14 protein-coding genes are annotated in these 19,487 nt (G+C 72.6%); 5 read left to right on the top strand and 9 right to left on the bottom strand.

The features are described 5' to 3' along the window. Window positions 1-241: 241 nt before the first annotated feature. A complete protein-coding gene (locus GA0070561_RS02200) occupies window positions 242-5,137 on the bottom strand; it encodes an SCO7613 C-terminal domain-containing membrane protein (RefSeq protein WP_091394167.1) in 4,896 nt (1,631 codons plus the stop codon). Between the two features lie 151 nt (window positions 5,138-5,288). Further along, entirely contained in the window at window positions 5,289-6,716 is a 1,428-nt protein-coding gene (locus GA0070561_RS02195; protein ID WP_091394164.1) for a UDP-glucose dehydrogenase family protein, read from the bottom strand. A gap of 250 nt (window positions 6,717-6,966) precedes the next feature. On the opposite strand from GA0070561_RS02195, the gene GA0070561_RS02190 reads away from it, so the two are divergent. Then, window positions 6,967-8,133 (top strand): acyl-CoA dehydrogenase family protein, encoded by a 1,167-nt coding sequence (locus tag GA0070561_RS02190; RefSeq protein ID WP_091394161.1) that lies wholly within the window; start codon window positions 6,967-6,969, stop codon window positions 8,131-8,133. A gap of 44 nt (window positions 8,134-8,177) precedes the next feature. Here GA0070561_RS02190 and GA0070561_RS02185 read toward each other — a convergent pair whose 3' ends face one another. Genes GA0070561_RS02185 through GA0070561_RS02165 form a run of 5 tightly spaced genes read right to left on the bottom strand, consistent with a single transcriptional unit; the run spans window position 8,178 to window position 12,360 of the window. Further along, window positions 8,178-8,792, bottom strand: coding sequence for a hypothetical protein (locus GA0070561_RS02185; RefSeq protein WP_091394159.1), 615 nt, complete (start codon window positions 8,790-8,792; stop codon window positions 8,178-8,180). Beyond that, window positions 8,789-10,177 carry a hypothetical protein gene (locus tag GA0070561_RS02180; RefSeq protein WP_091394156.1) on the bottom strand — a complete coding sequence of 463 codons (1,389 nt, stop codon included), beginning with the start codon at window positions 10,175-10,177 and terminating at the stop codon, window positions 8,789-8,791. The genes GA0070561_RS02185 and GA0070561_RS02180 overlap by 4 nt, the downstream gene beginning before the upstream one ends. Continuing rightward, window positions 10,174-10,977: an ABC transporter ATP-binding protein gene (locus GA0070561_RS02175; RefSeq protein ID WP_091394154.1), complete on the bottom strand. Its 804-nt coding sequence runs from the start codon at window positions 10,975-10,977 to the stop codon at window positions 10,174-10,176. Before GA0070561_RS02175 ends, GA0070561_RS02180 begins: the two co-directional genes overlap by 4 nt. A 31-nt stretch (window positions 10,978-11,008) precedes the next feature. Continuing rightward, a complete protein-coding gene (locus GA0070561_RS02170) occupies window positions 11,009-11,812 on the bottom strand; it encodes a cupin domain-containing protein (protein WP_208603673.1) in 804 nt (267 codons plus the stop codon). Then, window positions 11,809-12,360 carry an RNA polymerase sigma factor gene (locus tag GA0070561_RS02165; RefSeq protein WP_208603672.1) on the bottom strand — a complete coding sequence of 184 codons (552 nt, stop codon included), beginning with the start codon at window positions 12,358-12,360 and terminating at the stop codon, window positions 11,809-11,811. Before GA0070561_RS02165 ends, GA0070561_RS02170 begins: the two co-directional genes overlap by 4 nt. Window positions 12,361-12,668: 308 nt before the next feature. On the opposite strand from GA0070561_RS02165, the gene GA0070561_RS02160 reads away from it, so the two are divergent. Next, complete coding sequence (locus tag GA0070561_RS02160) at window positions 12,669-13,961, top strand: multidrug effflux MFS transporter (RefSeq protein ID WP_244166031.1); 1,293 nt, start codon at window positions 12,669-12,671, stop codon at window positions 13,959-13,961. 49 nt (window positions 13,962-14,010) lie between these two features. On the opposite strand, the gene GA0070561_RS02155 is transcribed toward GA0070561_RS02160, so the two are convergent. Further along, on the bottom strand, window positions 14,011-14,682 hold the full coding sequence (locus GA0070561_RS02155) for a hypothetical protein (RefSeq protein ID WP_091394151.1): 672 nt from the start codon (window positions 14,680-14,682) through the stop codon (window positions 14,011-14,013). Window positions 14,683-14,705: 23 nt separating this feature from the next. Between GA0070561_RS02155 and GA0070561_RS02150 the strand changes: the two genes are divergently transcribed. Then, entirely contained in the window at window positions 14,706-15,224 is a 519-nt protein-coding gene (locus tag GA0070561_RS02150; protein ID WP_091394150.1) for an acyl-CoA thioesterase, read from the top strand. Between the two features lie 143 nt (window positions 15,225-15,367). Next, window positions 15,368-17,365 (top strand): acetoacetate--CoA ligase, encoded by a 1,998-nt coding sequence (locus GA0070561_RS02145; protein ID WP_091394147.1) that lies wholly within the window; start codon window positions 15,368-15,370, stop codon window positions 17,363-17,365. A 92-nt stretch (window positions 17,366-17,457) separates the two neighbouring features. Here the strand turns inward: GA0070561_RS02145 and GA0070561_RS02140 are convergent, their stop codons facing one another. Next, a complete protein-coding gene (locus GA0070561_RS02140; protein WP_091394144.1) occupies window positions 17,458-18,147 on the bottom strand; it encodes a TIGR03089 family protein in 690 nt (229 codons plus the stop codon). A 153-nt stretch (window positions 18,148-18,300) separates the two neighbouring features. On the opposite strand from GA0070561_RS02140, the gene GA0070561_RS02135 reads away from it, so the two are divergent. Further along, complete coding sequence (locus GA0070561_RS02135) at window positions 18,301-19,446, top strand: glycosyltransferase family 4 protein (RefSeq protein WP_091394142.1); 1,146 nt, start codon at window positions 18,301-18,303, stop codon at window positions 19,444-19,446. Window positions 19,447-19,487: the final 41 nt, after the last annotated feature.

The following is a 19,487-nucleotide window of genomic DNA, read 5'->3' as shown; positions in this document are numbered from 1 at the left end:
CGCACCCCGCACCCCGCCCCGCCCCGCCCGCGATCTTGCACTTTCGGTCGTTGCTTCGCGGCTTTTACCCCTTATGCCGCAACAGAAAGTGCAAGATCGCGCGAGGCGACGCGGGTGACGCGAACCCGGCCCACTCACCGCCCCCACTCACCCACGCCGCGGGGACCCTCCGCTTCATCTCACCCACGCCGCAGGGACCCTCCGCTTCATCTCACCCACGCCGCGGGGACCCTCCGGTTAGTCATCTCATGCCGCGCAGGGCGGTCTGTAGGCGTTCCTGGGCGCGGCGGCGGCGTTCGTTGCTCGCACCGAGCACCAGCAGCAGGATGCCCACCGGGATCAGCGCCAGCCACGGCCCCAGGCTGAACAGGGCGTGGATCGCCGTGATCGCGGTGACCGACGCGCCGACGATCACCGGGGCCTGCTGCTGGCTGGACGAGCCGAAGATCAGCACCGCGACCGCGCCGAGCAGCAGCAGCATCTGCCGCAGCGTGCTGGACTCGGTGGCCAGCACGATGGCCAGCGTCGGCACGAAGGCCGCGACCAGCGCCGGCCCGTATGCCACCCAACTGCTCATGTCGGGTCGGTGACGCAGCTCCAGGACTCCGACGAGGAGGGCCAACACGGCGAACGGCAGCGTGTACGCCTCGGGCAACGCCACGTCGGCGACCCGCATCAGGATCCACCACGCGGTGATCTCACACACCACCACGGCCCAGAACAGGATCCGGCGTTCCACCGGCCGGCGACCGGGTCGGGTCGCCGCCACCCCGAGGACAGCGCCCCAGGCGGCCAGCAGGGCGGCGATGTGGCGGGGCGAGTCGAAGGCGAGGGCCAACGCGATCAGCGCGGCAGCGTACCCGGTCCACTCCACGGTGGACGCTTCCCGCTGCGCCTCGGGGCGGCGCAGCCGGGGCAGGGTCGCGGCGAGCACCTGTAGGACCGCGCCGACGGCGAGCACCCCAAACGCGGACCAGACCGCCGCCAGCCCGGCGACCAGGCCGGCGGTGAGCACGAAGAGCTGCGCCATGAGTGAGGCGAAGAGCCAGCCGAGGATGCGCGCTCGCTGGGTGGTGCCGAACAGCGCCGCCACCGCGCCCACCCCGACCGCGCTGCCGAGGGTGAACAGGGTCATCTGCCGGTCGGCAAGGCTGCCGGCGAGCCCGGCGCTGCCACCGGCCAGACCGATGGCGAACACCAGCACCCGGGCCAGCCGCAGTGAGCGGGCCCGCTCGACCAGCGGCGGCGGTGGGGTCAGTGCGAGACCGAGCATCGCGATGGTGAAGACGGAGAGCGCGGCGACGGTGCTGGCGGGCCAGCCCTGGCCCAGCGCGATGGGTGCGATCAGCAGCGTGACGGCCGCCCCGGGCAGCACCACCGGCACGGCACGGGACCGCCGCCCACCGCTGAACCCGGTGGCGGCCAGCGCGGCGGTCGCGGTGAGCAGCAACGCCGTCAGCACGTGGGTCGGGTTGACCACGTCCGACGGTGGGGTGAGCAGCTCCGGTGGCGGGCCCTGCCAGATCCGGGTCAGTGTGCGGTGCGGCTCGACCAGGGCGGTGACCAGTGCGGGTGCGATCGAGGCGAGCGCCAGGGCGGTCGGCAGCGCCGCTGCGGCCAACGCACCCGCTGCCGGGTTGACCCGCCACCGTCGGCGCTCCGGGTCGTCCGGCAACCGCCGTAGGGCGCCGTCGAGTCGTACCGCCCAGCGCCGGACCGGCTGGGCCGCGCCGGTGGGCGGCACGGTGGCCGCGCGGATCAGCTCGGCCAGTACGCCGAGCAGGGCGGCGGCGGCCGCGTAGACGCCGGCGGCGAGGCCGGTGGGGATGGCGGCGAGGGCGCTGATGGTGGCCCCGCCGACCACCGCCACGCTGACCCAGGGCAGATATTGCGGCACCAGCCGGCGGACCGCGGCCACGGCGGCCAGGCCGAGGCTCGTCGCGGCCAGCGCGGCGGTCAGCACCACTTGCGCCGAGTGTTCGAACTCGGCGGACAGTGCCGCCACCGCACCGGGGAGGGCCAGCAGGGCGGCACCGATCGCCGCGCCGCCGATCTGCGCCAGGTGCGGTGGCATCCCCTCGGTTTCGATGTCGGCGACCTGTGGACCGGCGAGGACGCGGGCCAGCGTGGCCACCACCACGCCGATCAGCGCGATGCTGCCCAGCGCCAGGGCCGTGGTCCACGGGCGGACCAGTCCGGCTCCGGCGGCGTGCAGCGCGACGACCCCGGCCACGGTGGCCCGGGACAGCCCGGCGCGCGCCTCCTCCGTGGCCACCGCTGCCATGCCGAACACGGTGGCGACCATTCCGCCGACCAGGACCGGTGACCACCAGGCCAGATCGAATGCGGCCGGCGCGCCGATCGTGGCGAGCACCACCGCCACGCCGGACACGTCCCAGCGCCACGGCGGCGGGAGCAGGATGCCGGCGGCGAGGGCCAGCAGCGCCAGCGCGACCGGCGCCTGCCAGGTGGCACCGCCGACGGGGGCGGCCGGCCAGTCGCTCAGATCGCCCCTCCAGATCGGGCCGGGGGTGGCCAGCACGCCGACCCCACCGCGGATCGCCGACCAGCCGGCGAGGACGCCGATCAGGGCGCCGCCGACGGTGAGGCCGAGGATCGGTCCGCGTCGCCACTCCTCCGGCATGCTGCGGGCGCCCACGGCGACCACCAGGAGCAGGGCGGCGGCCACCGCCAGCTGCCCACCCGGGGCGAGTACCGCCCCGATCCGTACCAGCGTGGCGATCAGGGCGGTGGTGACCGCCGCGGCGGCCAGGTCCGAGCCGTCGAGGGTGAGGTCGGCTCGACGGCCGGCGTCGATGGAGGGGGCCAGGAAGAGCAGCACCGCCGCGACCAGCAGGAGCGCGCCCACCCAGGCGTCGGCGACGGTCGCGCCGGGCGCCCCGAACGCGGCGGCGGTGACCATCAGCGCCCCCAGCCCGGTGCCGACCGACAGCGGCGCGGGGATGTGGCGCTGGGAGACCTGCACGACGGCGGCGTAGCCCAGGGTCACGCAGACCGCCAGGAAGCTGGCCGCCAGGATCGGGACGGTCACCTCGCGGAGGCTGGCCGGGGTGAGGGTCGGGTCGCTCGGCATGCTCGCGGCCACGAACGCCGCCACCGCCCCGGGCAGCGCGAACGCGGCGCCGCCGGCGGCCCAGGCGGTGACCGTGTCGGAGGCGGCCGAGGCGATCCGGATCCGGGGCGCCAGCGTGACCAGCGTGCCGGCCACGAACAGGGTGATCAGGACCGCGGCGGTGAGGGTGGGGCTGGCCAGGCTGGCACCAGCGCCGAACAGGCCGACCACGGCCGCCCCGATGGCGTGGGCCACCGCGGCTCGGTCGGTGCGGGCAGAGAGCCCGATGACCCCGATGCCGATCGCGGTGATCACCATTGGCCAGGGTGCTGTCGCCCAGCCGAGACCGAACGAGGCCGGGACGGCGAGCGCGGTCAGCGCGGCGCCGGCGACCGCGAACTCCCGGCGGATCTCGGTGGGCAGGGCCAGCACCGCCGCGATGGTGAGCAGGAACGCGGCACCCGCGAGCTGCCAGGTGGTCGGCCCGACGGCGGCGGCCAGCTCGCCCGGGTACCGGCTGAGGTCGGGGTTCCAGGCGGGCAGTGCCGCCCGGACCGGTGCCACCCCGGCGCGTAGCGCGCCGCCGGCGACCACCAGACCACTGACGGTCAGCGCCACCGCGGAGGCCAACTGTGGGCCACGTCGGGCCGCCTCCGGGACCGCGCGCACCGCCAGCCCGGTCACCGTGATGACCGCCGCGATCAGCAGGAGCGCCCGGCCGGGCAGTGCCACCGAGGCGATTCGGCTGAGCGAGCCGATCACCGCCAGGGTGACGATGCCTGCCGCGACGTCCGGCAGCGGCGGGCGACGCAGCACCAACGCGCCGGCCAGCCCGATCATGGCAGCCAGCAGCAGCACCACCCCGGCGCCGGTCGCGGTCGGCACGGTCTGCGCCCGCAGCAGGGCGGTGACCGCGTACGCCAGCGAGACGGCGACCGCCACGGCGTGTAGCAACCAGGTCAGCTCACGCAGGCCGGGCACCGGTCGGGTCGGCCGCGGGTCAGCGGCGCCGCCGCTGGCGTCGATCAGCTCGGCGGCCTCCTCCGGGTCGCCCTCCGGTCGACTCTCCGCGTCGCGTTGACGCGGCGCGGACGGCGTGCCCGGCGATGGCAGGTCCTGCCGGACGGGGCGTTCGACGGTCACGCCGGAGCGGGCCAGGCCGAGGTTGACGAGGGCGACCAGGGCCAGCACCAGGGCCCAGCCGCCCGGGCCGGTGATCTGGTCGTACGCCAGCAGAGGCAGGACCGGCTGGGCGGCGAGCACTGTGGCGAAGCGGGGCGCGCGCAGACCGGTCCAACCGGCGTACCCGAAGGCGACGGCGGCGGTCACCGCGAAGATCACCCCTGCGAAGACCGTGCCGGAGCCGCCGCCGGTGCCGATCCGGTCCACCGCCCAGAGGGCGTTGCCGGCGAGCGGCACCAGCAGCAGGCCGACCGCGGCGATGGTCTCGGCGGTCGAGGTGAGCCCGCGCCGGGCCAGTGCCGGTGGGGCGAGCAGCATCAACACGGTGGCCAGGAGCAGGATGCCGAGCCGGGCCAGCGCGTCCATTGAGCTGGTGGCCACCGCGGCGAAGACCACCGCGGCGACGCCGAGCAGCAGCGCGCCCAGCCCGAGCGGGATGTTCTGCACCTCGCGCGAGGACGCCTCCGGCGGGTGCTCCGGGTCGTCCACGTCCAGCCAGGCGGCCCGGGGCGGGGGCGGCGGCGGGTCCTCCGGGGCGGAGGGGGTGCCCTGGCGGGGCACCCGGGGCGGCGTTCCCATGGTGGCGGTCGGTGGCCGCCGGCCGGGGCGGCGACGCAGCACCCGGCGCGGCCGGGTGGCCTGCTTGATCCGCTCCTCGCCGGCGTGGGCGAGGATGTCCCGCTGGAAGAGCGCGGCCTGCATCTTGGCGGCGATCTGCCGCTGCTCGCGGGCGATGGCGGCGTCGCGCGCCTTCATCTCCGCGATCGAACGCTCAATGTCGGCCAGGTGCTCGACCCACTGTGGTTGATCTGCCCCACAGTGCGGGCATCGGACGGCCGGCTTGATCTCCCGGCCGCACGAGGAGCATTGAAAGGTCGCCACGACACCCCTCCACCCGCACTGTGGACTCCCACTGTCGCAGCATGCCCAAAGCTGGCGCGGATTTCGACTCTTGTCGGCGGGTCCGGGGCAAACAACGACACCGGCCGGCCATCGAGATGCTCGATGGCCGGCCGGTGGTGCGTCGGTCGGGTCAGGGGCGACCCATGCCCCGGTACTCCCAGCCCGCCTGTGCCCACAGTGCCGGGTCGAGGCAGTTGCGGCCGTCGACGACCTTGCGACCCTTGACCAGGTCGCCGAGGGCGACCGGATCAGCGTTGCGGAAGTCGGCCCACTCGGTGAGGACGCAGACCAGATCGGCCTCGTTGACCGCCTCGTTGATGCTGTTCTCGTAGGTCAACTCGGGAACCGCGCGGCGGGCGTTCTCGGTGCCCTGCGGGTCGTACACGTGCACGTCGGCGCCGGCCTTGTGCAGCAGTGCGGCGACGGCGAGCGCCGGGGCGTCGCGGACGTCGTCGGTGTTGGGCTTGAAGGTGGCACCGAGCACGGCGATCCGGGTGCCGGAGAAGTCCGGGCCGGCCGGGCCGGAGCGGCGGCCGAGCAGGTCCGCGGCGAGCTGGAGCACCCGGGTACGACGGCGCAGGTTGATCAGGTCGACCTCGTGAAGGAAGCGCAGCGCCTCGCCGGCGCCCAGCTCCTGGGCGCGGGCCTGGAAGGCCCGGATGTCCTTGGGCAGGCAGGCGCCTCCGAAGCCGAGGCCGGCCTGGAGGAACCGGTTGCCGATCCGCGGGTCGTAGCCGATCGCGCGGGCCAGCTGGGTGACGTCGCCACCGGAGGCCTCGCAGACCTCGGCCATCGCGTTGATGAAGGAGATCTTGGTGGCCAGGAAGGCGTTCGCGGCGACCTTGACCAGCTCGGCGGTGGAGAAGTCGGTGACCACCAGGGGCACCTCTCGGTCCTCCGTGGCGGCCAGGTCGAACACGCCCTTGTGCGCGGCGTAGAGCATGCCGTTGGCCCACTCGCTCTTGACGCCGACCACGATCCGGTTGGGCCGCAGGACGTCGTCGACGGCGAAGCCCTCCTGGAGGAACTCGGGGCTCCACGCCACCTCGACGTCCAGGTCGTTCGGGGTGTGCTTGCCGACGAGCTGCTCGACCCACTCGGCGGTGCCGACCGGCACGGTGGACTTGCCGACGATCAACGCCTTACGGGTCAGGTGCTGCGCGAGGCTGGTGACCGACGCCTCGACGTACGACAGGTCGGCGCCCATGCCGTCGGCCCGCTGCGGGGTGCCGACGCAGATGAAGTGCACGTCACCGAACTCGGCGGTCTCGGCGATGTCAGTGCTGAACCGGAGGCGGCCGGCGGCGAGGTTGCGCCGGAGCAGCTCGTCCAGGCCGGGCTCGTGGATCGGCACCTGACCGGCGTTCAGCATCGCGATCTTGTCGGCGTCGACGTCGAACCCGAGAACCTCGTAGCCCAGTTCGGCGTAGCAGATGGCGTACGTCGCACCGAGGTAACCAGTCCCTAGGAACGTCACCCGCGGCCGGGGTGCGCCCGAGGGCGGGGTCACCGCGGCGATGGCGGGGGTCGGCTGGATGGTGGGGTAGGGGATCGTCACGCCTGTCTTCTCCGCTCGCGCTGGCGTCGCGTCGTCGCGTCGCATTCTGCTGCGGCGCCTGGGCGGGGCACCGGAGGGTGGCTCACTGTCTCAATCTCCATCATCGCTGAGCGCGTTAGGTGCACCGTCCTGCCCATGCCTACGCGCCGGTAACATCACCTGAACTGCAGTCGCTAGTCTTCAGTCTGCGCGGTCGGCGGTCAGGAGTCGTCACAGACTGCGCATGATAGTGGTGAAGGGGAGGGCCGAGATGGCCGCAGGGGAGTCGTTCGACGTCTACCGGTTGCCCGAGGAGCACCAGGCGATCCGGGAAGCCGTGCGGGAGGTCTGCGCCGCGAAGGTGGCTCCGCACGCCGCGGAGGCCGACGAGACGGGGGAGTTCCCCAAGGCGTCCTACGACGCGCTGCGCGCGGCCGACTTCCACGCACCGCACATTCCCGAGGAGTACGGCGGCGCGGGCGCGGACGCGCTGGCCACCGCCATCGTGATCGAGGAGGTGGCACGCGCCTGCGCGTCCTCCTCGCTGATCCCGGCAGTGAACAAACTCGGCACCATGCCGCTGTTGTTGTCCGGTTCCGCCGATCTCAAGACTCGTTACCTGACGCCCGTCGCGGCCGGTGACGCGATGTTCTCGTACTGCCTCTCCGAGCCGGAGGCGGGCAGCGACGCGGCGTCCATGACCACCAGGGCGGTACGTGACGGGGATCACTGGGTGCTCAACGGTGTGAAGCGCTGGATCACCAACGCCGGGGTGTCCGAGTTCTACACGGTCTTCGCCGTCACCGACCCGTCCGCCCGGTCCCGGGGCATCTCGGCCTTCGTGGTCGAGAAGTCCGATGCCGGGGTGAGCTTCGGCGCGCCGGAGAAGAAGCTCGGCATCAAGGGCTCGCCCACCCGCGAGGTCTACCTCGACAACGTGCGGATCCCGGCCGACCGGATGATCGGCGCGGAGGGCACCGGCTTCGGGACAGCGATGAAGACCCTGGACCACACCCGGGTCACCATCGCCGCGCAGGCCGTCGGGATCGCCCAGGGCGCGCTCGACTACGCGAAGGGGTACGTGGCCGAGCGTCGCCAGTTCGGCAAGGCGGTCGCCGAGTTCCAGGGGATCCAGTTCATGCTGGCCGACATGGGCATGAAGCTCGAGGCGGCCCGGCAGCTCACGTACGCGGCTGCCGGCAAGTCGGAGCGTGGCGACGCGGATCTCACCTACTTCGGCGCGGCGGCGAAGTGCTTCGCCTCCGACGCCGCCATGGAGATCACCACCGACGCGGTGCAGTTGCTCGGTGGTTACGGCTACACGCGGGACTACCCGGTCGAGCGGATGATGCGCGACGCCAAGATCACTCAGATCTACGAGGGCACCAACCAGGTCCAGCGGATCGTCATGGCGCGACAGCTGCTGGCCGATATCTAGGCCAGGTTCCGGTGCTCCGGGATCCCGGAGCACCGGAGCGTCCGTCACCGGTCGGGGGCCGTCTCGCTCACCGGCCGCACTGGGCAACCCCACAGGGCGTACGCGAGCAGCCCCGTCACCGCCAGGACGGCGGCGCACGCGGTGGCGGCGGTGTTGCCAGCGGGTTGGATCAACCAGCCGGCGAGCTGCATCTTCAGATCCTGGCTCGGCCCCATCATCGGCAGCACCGCGATGAGGGTCCAGGTCAGCGGGGCTATCCAGGCCAGGGCGGCACCCAGCACCGTGGCGCCGAGCGCGGTGAGCCCGAGCAGCCCCGCGGTGTTGCGCAGCATGAGAGCGAACGGTTCGTAGCGCGTGTCGGTGATCATGCTGAGGGACAGCAGCGCGGTGATCGCGGCGGCGCCGAGCAGCAGGTGCCCGGCACGGCGTACCGGCCAGTTGACCGCCATTGTGTGGTCGAGGGCGTCGTCGGCCCCGCTGAGGGTGGTGCCGACCGCGACCACCGCCAGCATGATGACGAGGCTGGCCGTCCGGGCGCTGATGGTCGTCGAGTCGGTGTAGGCCAGCGACAGCGCCCAGGTCAGCGCGATCAACGAGGTCGCGGTGGTCAGGGCGAGGGGCACCCGACGGGAGCGCAGGTGCAGCTGGAGCCACCTCACGACTGATCCCCCGGCAGGATCGCCACCAGCTCGTCGTCCCGGCAGGCCAGTACGCCCTCGCGTACCGCTGCCATCCGACGCCGTTGCTCGACCTCCGGCAGGCTCACCAACGCCTGGTACGCGCTCTTCAGCAGCGCCATCTCCTCGGGTGCCCATCCGGTCTGCGGGGCCGGTGGTCGACCGGTCAGCCAAGCGGTGGCGACGATCCGGGCCCGGTACACGTCGCCCCGCACCGACTGTTCGCCGCATTCCTGCTGCCAGGCGGCCTCCAGCAGGGACGGCAGGAAGTAGTCGCCGGACAGGTCGGCGCGGCCGAGGCGGTCGATGGTGGGGGTGTCGAAGACGATCGTGTCGGCGGAGTGCCGGGCCGGCGCGGTGTCCGGGTCCAGCCGCGCCCAGTAGGCGACCTGTTGGGTCTCCACCGCCCGGACCGGTGCGTCGGGCAGCTTCGCCGCCATCATGTCGAGCGCCTGGCGGGCGGGGCCGACGACGGCGGGCAGCAGCCCGGCGTGTGCCCGCGTCACGCAGACCTGTGGGCCGTCGTTGTCGCAGACCAGCTCGATGGCGACCGGGTCGACGACCGCCGCCCCGCGGACTCCGCCGACGGGCAGGAGCGGGAGGGCGACCGCGACACCGAGCACCGCCGGGAGCACGGCGAACGCGATGGCGCGGCGACGGACCGCGCCGAGCAGCAGCAGGCCGGTCACGGCGAGGGACCCCAGCCACAGCGCCTGGAGCAGGCTGACCTTCGTCGCGATCGTCTGGAAGTCGTCCAGGCCGGTGATCGCCGGGACGAGAAGCACCGCCGCCGGCTCCGGCCGGAATTGTGCGATCTCCGCGCCCGTGTCGGGTGCCATCGCCAGCTCCGGCACCAACCCCACCAGGACGAACCCGACCACGGCGAGGACCGGTGCGGTGATCACCCGGGGCACGGCCCGGCCGGCGGCCATGCCCAGCCAACCCGCGGCGATCAGCGCGGGAACGCCGACCGCGAAGACGACGACCGTCGCGCTCGGGAAGTAGTTCGACGTCGGCACCACCCACCCGGCCGCGATGAGAAACACCAGGAGGTACGCGGTCACCACCGAGACCGCGAGAGCGCCGGCGGTCGGGATGACGCGCTGCCACCGCGGCCGGACGGTGCTGGCGAACAACTCGTCGACCCGGTGGCGCGCGTCGCGCCGGCCCATCCACGCCCCACCGGCCAGCGCGAGCGGCAGCAGCACCATCAGCAGCGACCGGGCCATCACCGCCAGCTGCATCCACCGCCCCGCGAAGAACTGGGTGGACGACAGCAGCAACGCCGCGCCGGCCACCAGTATCAACAGGGCGGTACCCAGCGCCGCCGAGCGGCGCAGTTCGATGCGGAGGATGCATCCCGTCATGCCGACACCCGCCCACGGTAGGCGCGCAGCACCGACGAGTAGCCACGTTCGGTGGCGCTGTCACCGGCGTCGCCGGCCGCACCCTGCTCGGTCAGTTGCCCGGTGGTGCCCTGCCACACCAACCGGCCCTCACTGATCAGCACCACGTCGGAGCAGGCCACCGCGACGTCCTCGACCAGGTGGGTGGAGACGAGTACGCAGCTGTCCAGGCCGATCTCCCGCAGCAGTTCGCGGAAGTCGAGGCGCTGCTCCGGGTCCAGGCCGACCGTCGGCTCGTCGAGCAGCAGCACCGCCGGGTCGTTGACGATCGCCTGGGCGATGCCGGCGCGGCGCAGCATCCCGCCGGACAGCGTCTTCATCCGGGAGTCGGCGCGGTCCGCCAGACCCACCCGTTCGACTGCCCGCTGCACAGCGCCAGGGATGACCGCCTTCGGCATCTCCTTGAGCCAGGCGATGTACTCGACGAACTCCCGGACGGTGAAGCGCGGGTAGAAGCCGAAGTGCTGCGGCAGGTAGCCCAGGCCGCGGCGTACCTGGCGGAGGTCGGCGTTGCCGGTGACCTCGCCGCCGAGCAGGGTCAGCCGCCCACCGGCCGGCTTCAACACCGTGGCCAGGGCTCGCATCAACGTCGTCTTTCCGGCGCCGTTGGGGCCGAGCAGCCCGTGCACACCGGTGCCCAACCTCAGGTCGAGCTCGTTGACCGCGAGGTGTCGGCCGGCCCGGACCTGCAACTTCTCGGCGTGCACCGCCCACGCGTAGGTGGACGGGGCGGTCTCGGCCACGCTGACCGTACGTATCATGATCTCTCCATTCGGTCCAGGCTCGATGTCGTCATCGGTGCAGAAGGTTCTGGAGCGGTCCGTGCGGCCGTCGCCAGGCTCGGACGAGTACGACGGCCGTCAGCGCCACGGTGGCGAGCGCCCACCCCGGCAGGCTGCCGCCGGTGAGGACCGTCGGAAGTTGCCCGTCGGCGAGGCTCGGCACGACCACCCCGGCGGACCAGGCGACGGTCAACGCGAGTGCGGCGCGGTCGACCCCCACCACCGCGCCCAGCGCCAACGCGCCGGCGGTGAAACCCACTGCGGGTAGCAGCCAGAGGCCGGGGGAGTGCCCGGTGACCCAGCCCGCCACCGCCAGCACCGGTATGACCGCCGACAGCACCCCCAACGTGCGGCGCATCAGCAGCGGCAGGCCGGTGCGGGGCATGGTGGCAGTCAGTTCCCAGGCCGGGTCGAGGCGCCGGCTCCAGACCGCGGCCACCGGCAGCAGCGGCGCCACCGGCGCGATCAGCAGCACCAGCGACGGCAGGCTGTTGAACGTCCACTCGAACAGGACCGCGGCCAGCATCAACCCGGTGGCGGTGACGAGCCAGGGCAGCACCCGGGCGGCGACCCCGGTGCGCAGCAGCCGGTGACGGCGTACCGGCCCCGGGCCGGTGGCGATTCCGTCGGCGATTCCGCCGGCCACCCTGTCCAGCAGGTCACGGGTGCCCGGGTCGACGGCGTCCGTGAGCACCGCTCGGCAGGCGGCGCAGGCCTCCAGGTGTGCCTCGACCGCCCAGATGGTCGTGTCGTCGACGCCGGCAGCGCCGGAGGCGTACTGGGAGATGAGGGTGGGTGTCGGGTGAGTGGTCATGACAGCGCCTCCCGGAGGGCGATTCGGGCTCGCCGGGCCCGGGTCTTCACGGTCCCCTCCGGCATGCCGAGCAGCAGAGCGGTCTCCCGTGCGGTCAAGCCGTCGAGGACCATCGAACGCAGCACCTGACGGAGTTCCGCCGGTAGCTCGTGCAGGGCACGCTCCAGGTTGGCGTCCATCCCGCCGGCCAGCGCCTCGTCCTCGGCCGCCGGGGCCACGGTCTCGAAGGTCTGCACCGACGGGACCCGCTCCCGTCGGGCCCGGTGGCGGAACGCGTCGATCAGCCGGTGCGCGGCGATCGTCCACAACCAGCCCACCGCGCTGCCGGAGGTGGAGGACCGGGCCTGGCTGCCGGCCGACCGCCAGACCGCCAGGTACGTCTCCTGTAACACCTCGGCCACCACGTCCTCGTCGGCGCAGCGCCGACGCAGTCGCGCGGTCAACCACGGGGCGGTACGCCGGTACAGCGCGTCGAACGCGCGCCGGTCGCCCCGAGCGACGCGGCGAAGGAGTTCACCCTCGTCGAGCCCGTCCAGACTTCGTTTCACACCAGGCAAGACGACGCGTACCCCGGCCCGGGTTCTGGTCCTGTTGTGACCCTGGTCACAACCGACCCGTGCGGACGGGGTGGGGTGACTCCCCACACACCGGGAACGTCACCTGTCGCCGAGGTGTTGCCGAGCGAGAGGATCACCCTCGGATCATCGCCCCACCCGGCCGCCCCCGCCACGACCCCTGCCTCGTCACGACCACGCTGCCCACCGTCGGGCATCCCACACCGTGCCGCCACGTCCACGCGGTCCCGGTGACGCCCCGCGCCGCCGCTCGTGACGACGCGCCCCGCAGAGAGATCGAGATGATGAAGCAGTTGGTGGAGAAGACCGGACGCGATTCCGCCGTCGCGCAAGAAGTGCTGCCCGGCGACCTGATGACCAACCGTCAGCGGGCGCAACTCGTCCTCGTGCTCGGCGCGTTGATCGCGATCGGGCCGTTGACCATCGACATGTACCTGCCCGCGCTACCCGCCATCACGGCGGGCCTGCAGACCACCGAGACCGCGGTGCAGTTGACGCTGACCGGCACGCTGGTCGGTCTCGCGTTGGGCCAGTTGCTGATCGGGCCGCTCTCCGACGTGGTCGGACGGCGGGTGCCGCTGCTGGCCGGGCTGGCCACGCACATCGTGGCCTCCGTGCTGTGCGTCTTCGCACCCAACATCGCGGTGCTCGGCGGCCTGCGCGTACTCCAGGGTCTCGGCGTCGCCGCCGCCACAGTGGTCGCGACGGCCGTGGTTCGCGACCTGTTCAGCGGGGCCTCCTTCGCCCGGATCTTCTCTCGGCTGATGCTCGTCATGGGCCTGGCGCCCATCCTCGCGCCGACCCTGGGCAGCGGCCTGCTGAGCTGGACCGACTGGCGGGGCGTCTTCGCGGCGCTGGCGGTGCTGGGCGCGTTGCTGATCGTCGTGGCCGCTCTCCGGCTCCCGGAGACCCTTCCGGTGACGCGTCGGCGGCACGGCGGGGTGCGCGCCACCCTGCGCGACTACCGCGGGTTGGTCAACGACCGGGCGTTCGTCGGCCTGGTGCTGGTCGCCGGGCTGGCGATGGCGGCCCTGTTCGCGTACGTCTCGGGTTCGTCGTTCGTGCTCCAGCAGGAGTACGGCCTCGACGAGCAGCAGTTCGGCATCGCCTTCGGGGCCGGCGCGGTGGGCCTGATCGGCGCCACCCAGTTCAACGTGCGGCTGCTGCGCCGCTACACCCCGCAGCAGATCCTGGTCAGCGCCCTGATCGCCGGCACGGCGGCCGGCCTGCTGCTGGTCATGTTCGCGGCGACCGGCATCGGTGGCCTGGGCACCCTGCTCGCGTCACTGTGGCTGGTCCTGGCCGCCGCCGGCCTGGCCCTGCCCAACGCGCCGGCGCTGGCCATGAGCCGGCACAGCGAGGCGGCTGGCACCGCCGCGGCCCTGCTCGGCGCGGTGCAGTTCGGCATCGGCGCGGTGTCGGCGCCACTGGCCGGTCTGTTCGGCACCGGGAGCGTACCGATGGCGATCGTCATCGCGGGCGGCATGGCCGCCGCGCTGATCGTCATGCTCCTCGTGGTTCCCCGCGCCAGCCTCGGCAGTGTCGACCCGGATCTGGCGGTCGCGCTGCACTAGCTCGGAAAAGACGAAAGGGGCGGGCCGGTCCACCGGCCCGCCCCGACGATCAGCGGATCTCGGTGGTGTCCTCGGGGCGCGGTTGGCCGCGCGGTGGGGCGGACCAGGGTGATTCGCCACCCACCCGGCGGGGCAGCGGCTCGGTCGCTGTCGAGTCCGCCGGGTAACCCAGAGTGAGGGGCGCGGTGTCGCGCTCCGCAGGCGCGGGGGCCGGCCAGTCGGTCAACGTGAAGTCGTCGTTGCGGGGGCCCCCGTCCGACGCGGGGGTGGGTGCCGCGGCCGGTTCGGTCGCCGGGCTCGGCCACTGCCGCCAACGCTGTTGGCTGAAGGTCGCCATCAGCAGCAGCAGGCCGAGCAGGAAGAGCGTGCCGTTCTCCACGGGCAGTCGCAGCGGCAGAGGATCGCCGAACACCTTCCACTCGTGCGGGATCGCGTCCCGCACCGAGAAGGGCGCCACGAACATCCCGATGTACGGGGTGACCAGCAGCGCACCGGCCACCATCGGGCCCAGCGGCGAGAAGCGCAGCGTGCCCAGCAGGCCCAGCAGGACACCGCCGACACCGAGGTAAACGGCCGGCTCGATCAGGTTGGCGGTGTTGAACGTGCCGATCTCCACCCAGCGGTCGACCGTCCGGCTCGACCCGTCCTGCCCCAGTGTGACCAGCACCCAGGTGATGGGCGCCACCACCAGCCCGGCGAGGAAGCTCCAGAGATGTCGCATCCGCGCACCGTACCGTTTTCGACATGACTGAGCACCTCTCCGCCGCTCCAACCGGCAAGCCGACGTCGTACTCGCGCGTCACTCTCAGCAAGATCATGACCGCGGTGGACGTCAACCTCTACGGCACCGTGCACGGCGGGGTTCTGATGAAGTTCGTCGACGACGTCGCCGGGGCCGCCGCCGCCCGGCACAGCGGCGGGACCGCGGTGACCGCGGCGATCGACGAGATCGTCTTCTCCGAGGCGGTCCGGGTCGGCGATCTGGTGCACGCGCACGCCCAGGTGAACTGGACCGGCCAGACCTCCATGGAGGTGGGCGTGCGGGTGGTCGCCGAACGGTGGGACTCGGCCGAGGACGCACCGGTCCGGGTGGCCACCGCGTACCTGGTGTTCGTCGGCGTGGACGTCGGTGGAGCGCCGCGGGCGGTCCGCCCGGTGCTGCCGGAGACGGCGGAGGACGAGCGCCGCTACAAGGAGGCGGAGATCCGCCGTGCGCACCGGCTGGCCCGCCGCCGCGCCATCCAGGCCCACCGCGCCGGCTGACCCACATGAGGTGGCGGGTTGGAGTGTGGGACGGGCACGCGTCGGTTGGCCTACCCGGTGCGCAGAATGGCGCTTCGAGGTAGGGCAAGATGGCGCCACGGCCCAGTCACAGTGTCGTGTCGGGCCAGGGGGAGGGTGGAGCAGTGGGTGACATGCTGTGGACGCCGCCGGCGGACGTACGTGAGCGGTCCCGGATCGGTGCCTACCTGCGCTGGCTGCGGGAGCACCGCGGGTTGGACTTCGCCGACTACGACGCGCTGTGGCGCTGGTCCACCACCGATCTGGACGGGTTCTGGCGCTCGATCTGGGACCACTTCGAGGTGATCGCGCACACCCCGCCGACCGCCACCCTGGCCGAGCGGGGGATGCCCGGCGCCCGTTGGTTCCCCGGCGCCACGCTCAACTACGCGGAGAACGTGCTGCGGATGCCGGGGCGGGCCGACGACGACCCGGTGGTGTTCTCCCACGGGCAGACCCGCCCGCCGGTCACATTGACCGCCGGTGAGCTGCGCGAGCAGGTCCGCCGGGTGTCGGCCGGGCTGCGCCGGCTCGGCGTCACCGCCGGTGACCGGGTGGCGGCGTACGCCCCGAACATCGCCGAGACGTACGTCCTGCTGCTGGCCACCGCCAGCCTGGGCGCGATCTTCTCGTCCTGCGCGCCCGAGTTCGGGACCCGCAGCGTCACCGACCGTTGGCAGCAGATCGAACCGACCATCCTGGTCGCCGTGGACGGCTACCGGTACGGCGACAAGCCGGTGGACCGGCGTGCCGAGGTCGCCGCGATCCGGGCCGCCCTGCCGTCGCTGCGCCACACCGTCAGCATCGGCTACCTCGACCCGACGGGTCCGGCGCCCGGGGGCACGCTGGGCTGGGCCGAGCTGGCCGCACCCACCGACGAGCCGTTGACGTTCACGCCGGTGCCGTTCGACCATCCGCTCTACGTGCTGTACTCCTCGGGCACCACCGGGCTGCCGAAGCCGATCGTGCACGGCCACGGCGGCATCCTGCTGGAGCACCTGAAGATGCTCGCCCTGCACCACGATCTGGGCCCGGCCGACCGGTTCTTCTGGTTCACCACCACCGGCTGGATGATGTGGAACTTCCTGGTCTCCGGCCCGGCGGTGGGTGCGGCCATCGTGCTCTTCGACGGCAACCCCGGGGTCCGGGCCGAGCCCGGCCGGCCGGCTGAGCCTGACCTCGGCGGGCTGTGGCGGCTGGCGGCGGAGACCGGCACCACGTACTTCGGCACCTCCGCGCCGTACCTGCTGGCCTGCCGTAAGGCCGGGTTGATCCCCCGGGAGGTCGCCGACCTGTCGGCGCTGCGCGGCGTGGGTTCCACCGGTGCGCCGCTGCCCGCCGAGGGCTTCCGCTGGGTGTACGAGACCGTCGGCGACCACGTCCAGCTCCAGTCGCTCTCCGGTGGCACCGACGTGTGCACCGGTTTCGTCGGCGGGGTGCCGCTGCTGCCGGTGTACGCCGGTGAGATCGCCTGCCGGGCGTTGGGCGCCAAGGTGGAGGCCCGTTCCGCGGACGGCACGCCGGTCATCGGCGAGCTCGGCGAGTTGGTGATCACCGAACCGATGCCGAGCATGCCGGTGGGCTTCTGGAACGACCCGGACGGCACCCGTTACGCGGAGGCGTACTTCGACGTCTACCCGGGCGTCTGGCGGCACGGTGACTGGATCACCATCAACGAGCGGGGTGGCTGTGTGATCACCGGCCGCTCCGACGCCACCCTCAACCGTGGTGGGGTGCGCCTCGGCACCGCCGAGTTCTACTCGGTCGTGGAAGGGCTCGACGAGGTGCTCGACTCGGTCGTCGTGCACCTGGAGGACGACGAGGGCGGTGCCGGTGAGCTGCTGCTCTTCGTGGTGCTGGCCGAGGGTCTGGAGCTTGACGACCCGATGCGCGCGAAGATTTGCCGTGAACTGCGCACGGCGCTCTCACCCCGGCACGTGCCCGACGAGATCCACCAGGTGCGTTCGGTGCCCCGCACCCTCTCGGCGAAGAAGCTGGAGGTGCCGGTCAAGAAGATCCTCACCGGCACCCCGGTCGACCAGGCCGCGGCGAAGGGCGCCCTGGTCAACCCCGAGTCCCTGACCGCCTTCGCCGCCCTCGCCCGATCCCGCACGACGTCCTGACCCCGTCCCCCCGCGATCTTGCACTTTCTGCCCCGACTCAAGGGGCATCCCACCCATCTCGCCAACCGGAACCGCAAGTTCGCGGGGTGGGGTTAGGGGAGGGGGTGCGTGACTTTTTCTGCGGTCAGCCGGGCGGCCAGGCGGGCGGGGTCCTGGTTGGCGCAGAGGACCACGGTGGCGGCCCGGGTCAGCGGGGCCAGCAGCCAGTCGACCGGGTCGGGGTGCCGGGCGGCGTCGATGAGGACCCGGGCCCCGGGAAGGATGCCCAACTCGGTGGCGCGGGCCTCGGCGCGACCCAGCAGGTGCGCGTCGGTGGGGCCAGGGCCGGATTGCGGCGTGAAGTGGTCACCGTGGCCGCGTACCTCGACGACGTAGTCGGCGAACCCGGGCGGCACCTGCCGAAGCGGGGCGGCGAGCGGGGCCAACCCGAGGGCGTACCGCTCGTCGGCGGACCAGGACTGCGCCTCGTCGAACTGGTCGGCGGCGGCGAAGAGCACCCCCACGTCGCCCGGCGTGTCGACGACGCTCAGCTTCGCTGACCAGCAGGCCAGCAGCACCGCCGCGGTCTGCCAGTGTGGCGGCAGCAGCACGCCGGCCGGGGTGCCCGGCGCGAGGCCGACCTCGTCGACGAGGAGGTTGGCGGTCTTCGCCACCCAGTTCGCCAAGGTGACGCCGGAGAGTTCGGTGCGGTCGCCGGTGGCGTCGTCGTACCAGGTGAGCAGCGGTCGGGTCGGGTCGGTCGCGATCGCGTCGGCGAACACCCGGGCAATGTTGTCGGCCATCGGCGCGAACGATACGCCCCTGTGGGCCGTACTCGATGACGAGGACAAGTCGGCGTACCGTCGGGTCGCAGTCAGCGTCGGCCCCGCGCCCCGGCGTAGGCTTTACCCCCGGAGTGTTGTTCCCCACAGCCCGCCATTACAAGGAGTCGCCCCGTGACCGCCGGTCGCCCGCCCCGCGTGCTCATCGACGCCACGAGTGTCCCCGCCGACCGTGGTGGTGTCGGTCGATACGTCGACGGTCTGCTCGGTGCCCTCGGCAAGGTGTGCGGGTCGGGGGTGGAGCTGGCGGTGGTCAGTCTCCGCACCGATCTGGAGCGTTACACCCGCATGCTGCCCGGCGCGGAGATCATCCCGGCCCCGGCCGCCGTGGCGCACCGCCCGGCCCGGCTCGCCTGGGAGCAGACCGGCCTGCCGCTGCTCGCTCAGCAGGTGGGCGCAGAGGTGCTGCACTCGCCCTTCTACACCTGCCCGCTGCGGGCCGGGTGTCCGGTCACGGTCACCGTGCACGACGCGACGTTCTTCACCGAGCCGGAGCATTACGACAAGTCACGCCGCACGTTCTTCCGCAGCGCCATCAAGACCTCGTTGCGCCGCGCCAACCGGGTGATCGTGCCCAGCAAGGCCACCCGGGACGAGCTGATTCGGTTGCTCGACGCCGACCCGACCCGGATCGACGTGGCCTACCACGGCGTCGACCAGGCTGCCTTCCACGCTCCCACCGAGGAGGAGAAGGCCCGGGTACGTGCGCGTCTGGGGCTGGGCAACAGCAGCTACGTCGCCTTCCTCGGTGCCAAGGAGCCTCGCAAGAACGTGCCCAACCTGATTCGTGGGTGGGCGCGGGCCGTGGCTGACCGGGTCGACCCGCCGGCCCTGGTGATCGCCGGTGGGCAGGGGCACGACGAAGACATCGACCGGGCGGTGGCCGAGGTGCCGTCGCACCTGCGTCTGCTGCGCCCCGGCTACCTGCGCTACGGCGACCTGCCGGGTTTCCTCGGCGGTGCCCTGGTCGCCGCGTACCCGTCCTACGGCGAGGGGTTCGGTCTGCCGATCCTGGAGGCGATGGCGTGCGCCGCCCCGGTGCTGACCACGCCCCGGCTCTCACTGCCCGAGGTGGGCGGCGACGCGGTCGCGTACACCTCGGAGGACCCGGAGCAGATCGGCACCGACCTGGCCGCCCTGCTCGACGACGAGCAGCGGCGGTTGTCGCTGGCGAAGGCGGGGTTCGACCGGGCCAAGGAGTTCACCTGGGAGTCCAGCGCCGAGGTGCACATCGCGGCGTGGAGTCGCGCCCGTTCCTGATCCTCCGCGCCGCTGCGGGTGACCCGTGCCACTTTGGGCAG

The organism is Micromonospora saelicesensis (genome assembly GCF_900091575.1).
GTDB lineage: Bacteria > Actinomycetota > Actinomycetes > Mycobacteriales > Micromonosporaceae > Micromonospora > Micromonospora saelicesensis.
The sequence above is the reverse complement of the archived record's forward strand: the minus strand, read 5'-3'. Positions and strand labels throughout refer to the sequence as shown.

Excerpts from the sequence above, each read along its gene's own strand:
- GA0070561_RS02190 (WP_091394161.1), top strand. The coding sequence starts at position 6,967 with ATGGCCGCAGGGGAGTCGTTCGACGTCTACCGGTTGCCCGAGGAGCAC.
- GA0070561_RS02180 (WP_091394156.1), bottom strand. The coding sequence starts at position 10,177 with ATGACGGGATGCATCCTCCGCATCGAACTGCGCCGCTCGGCGGCGCTG.
- GA0070561_RS02175 (WP_091394154.1), bottom strand. The coding sequence starts at position 10,977 with ATGATACGTACGGTCAGCGTGGCCGAGACCGCCCCGTCCACCTACGCG.
- GA0070561_RS02170 (WP_208603673.1), bottom strand. The coding sequence starts at position 11,812 with ATGACCACTCACCCGACACCCACCCTCATCTCCCAGTACGCCTCCGGC.
- GA0070561_RS02160 (WP_244166031.1), top strand. The coding sequence starts at position 12,669 with ATGATGAAGCAGTTGGTGGAGAAGACCGGACGCGATTCCGCCGTCGCG.
- GA0070561_RS02155 (WP_091394151.1), bottom strand. The coding sequence starts at position 14,682 with ATGCGACATCTCTGGAGCTTCCTCGCCGGGCTGGTGGTGGCGCCCATC.
- GA0070561_RS02150 (WP_091394150.1), top strand. The coding sequence starts at position 14,706 with ATGACTGAGCACCTCTCCGCCGCTCCAACCGGCAAGCCGACGTCGTAC.
- GA0070561_RS02140 (WP_091394144.1), bottom strand. The coding sequence starts at position 18,147 with ATGGCCGACAACATTGCCCGGGTGTTCGCCGACGCGATCGCGACCGAC.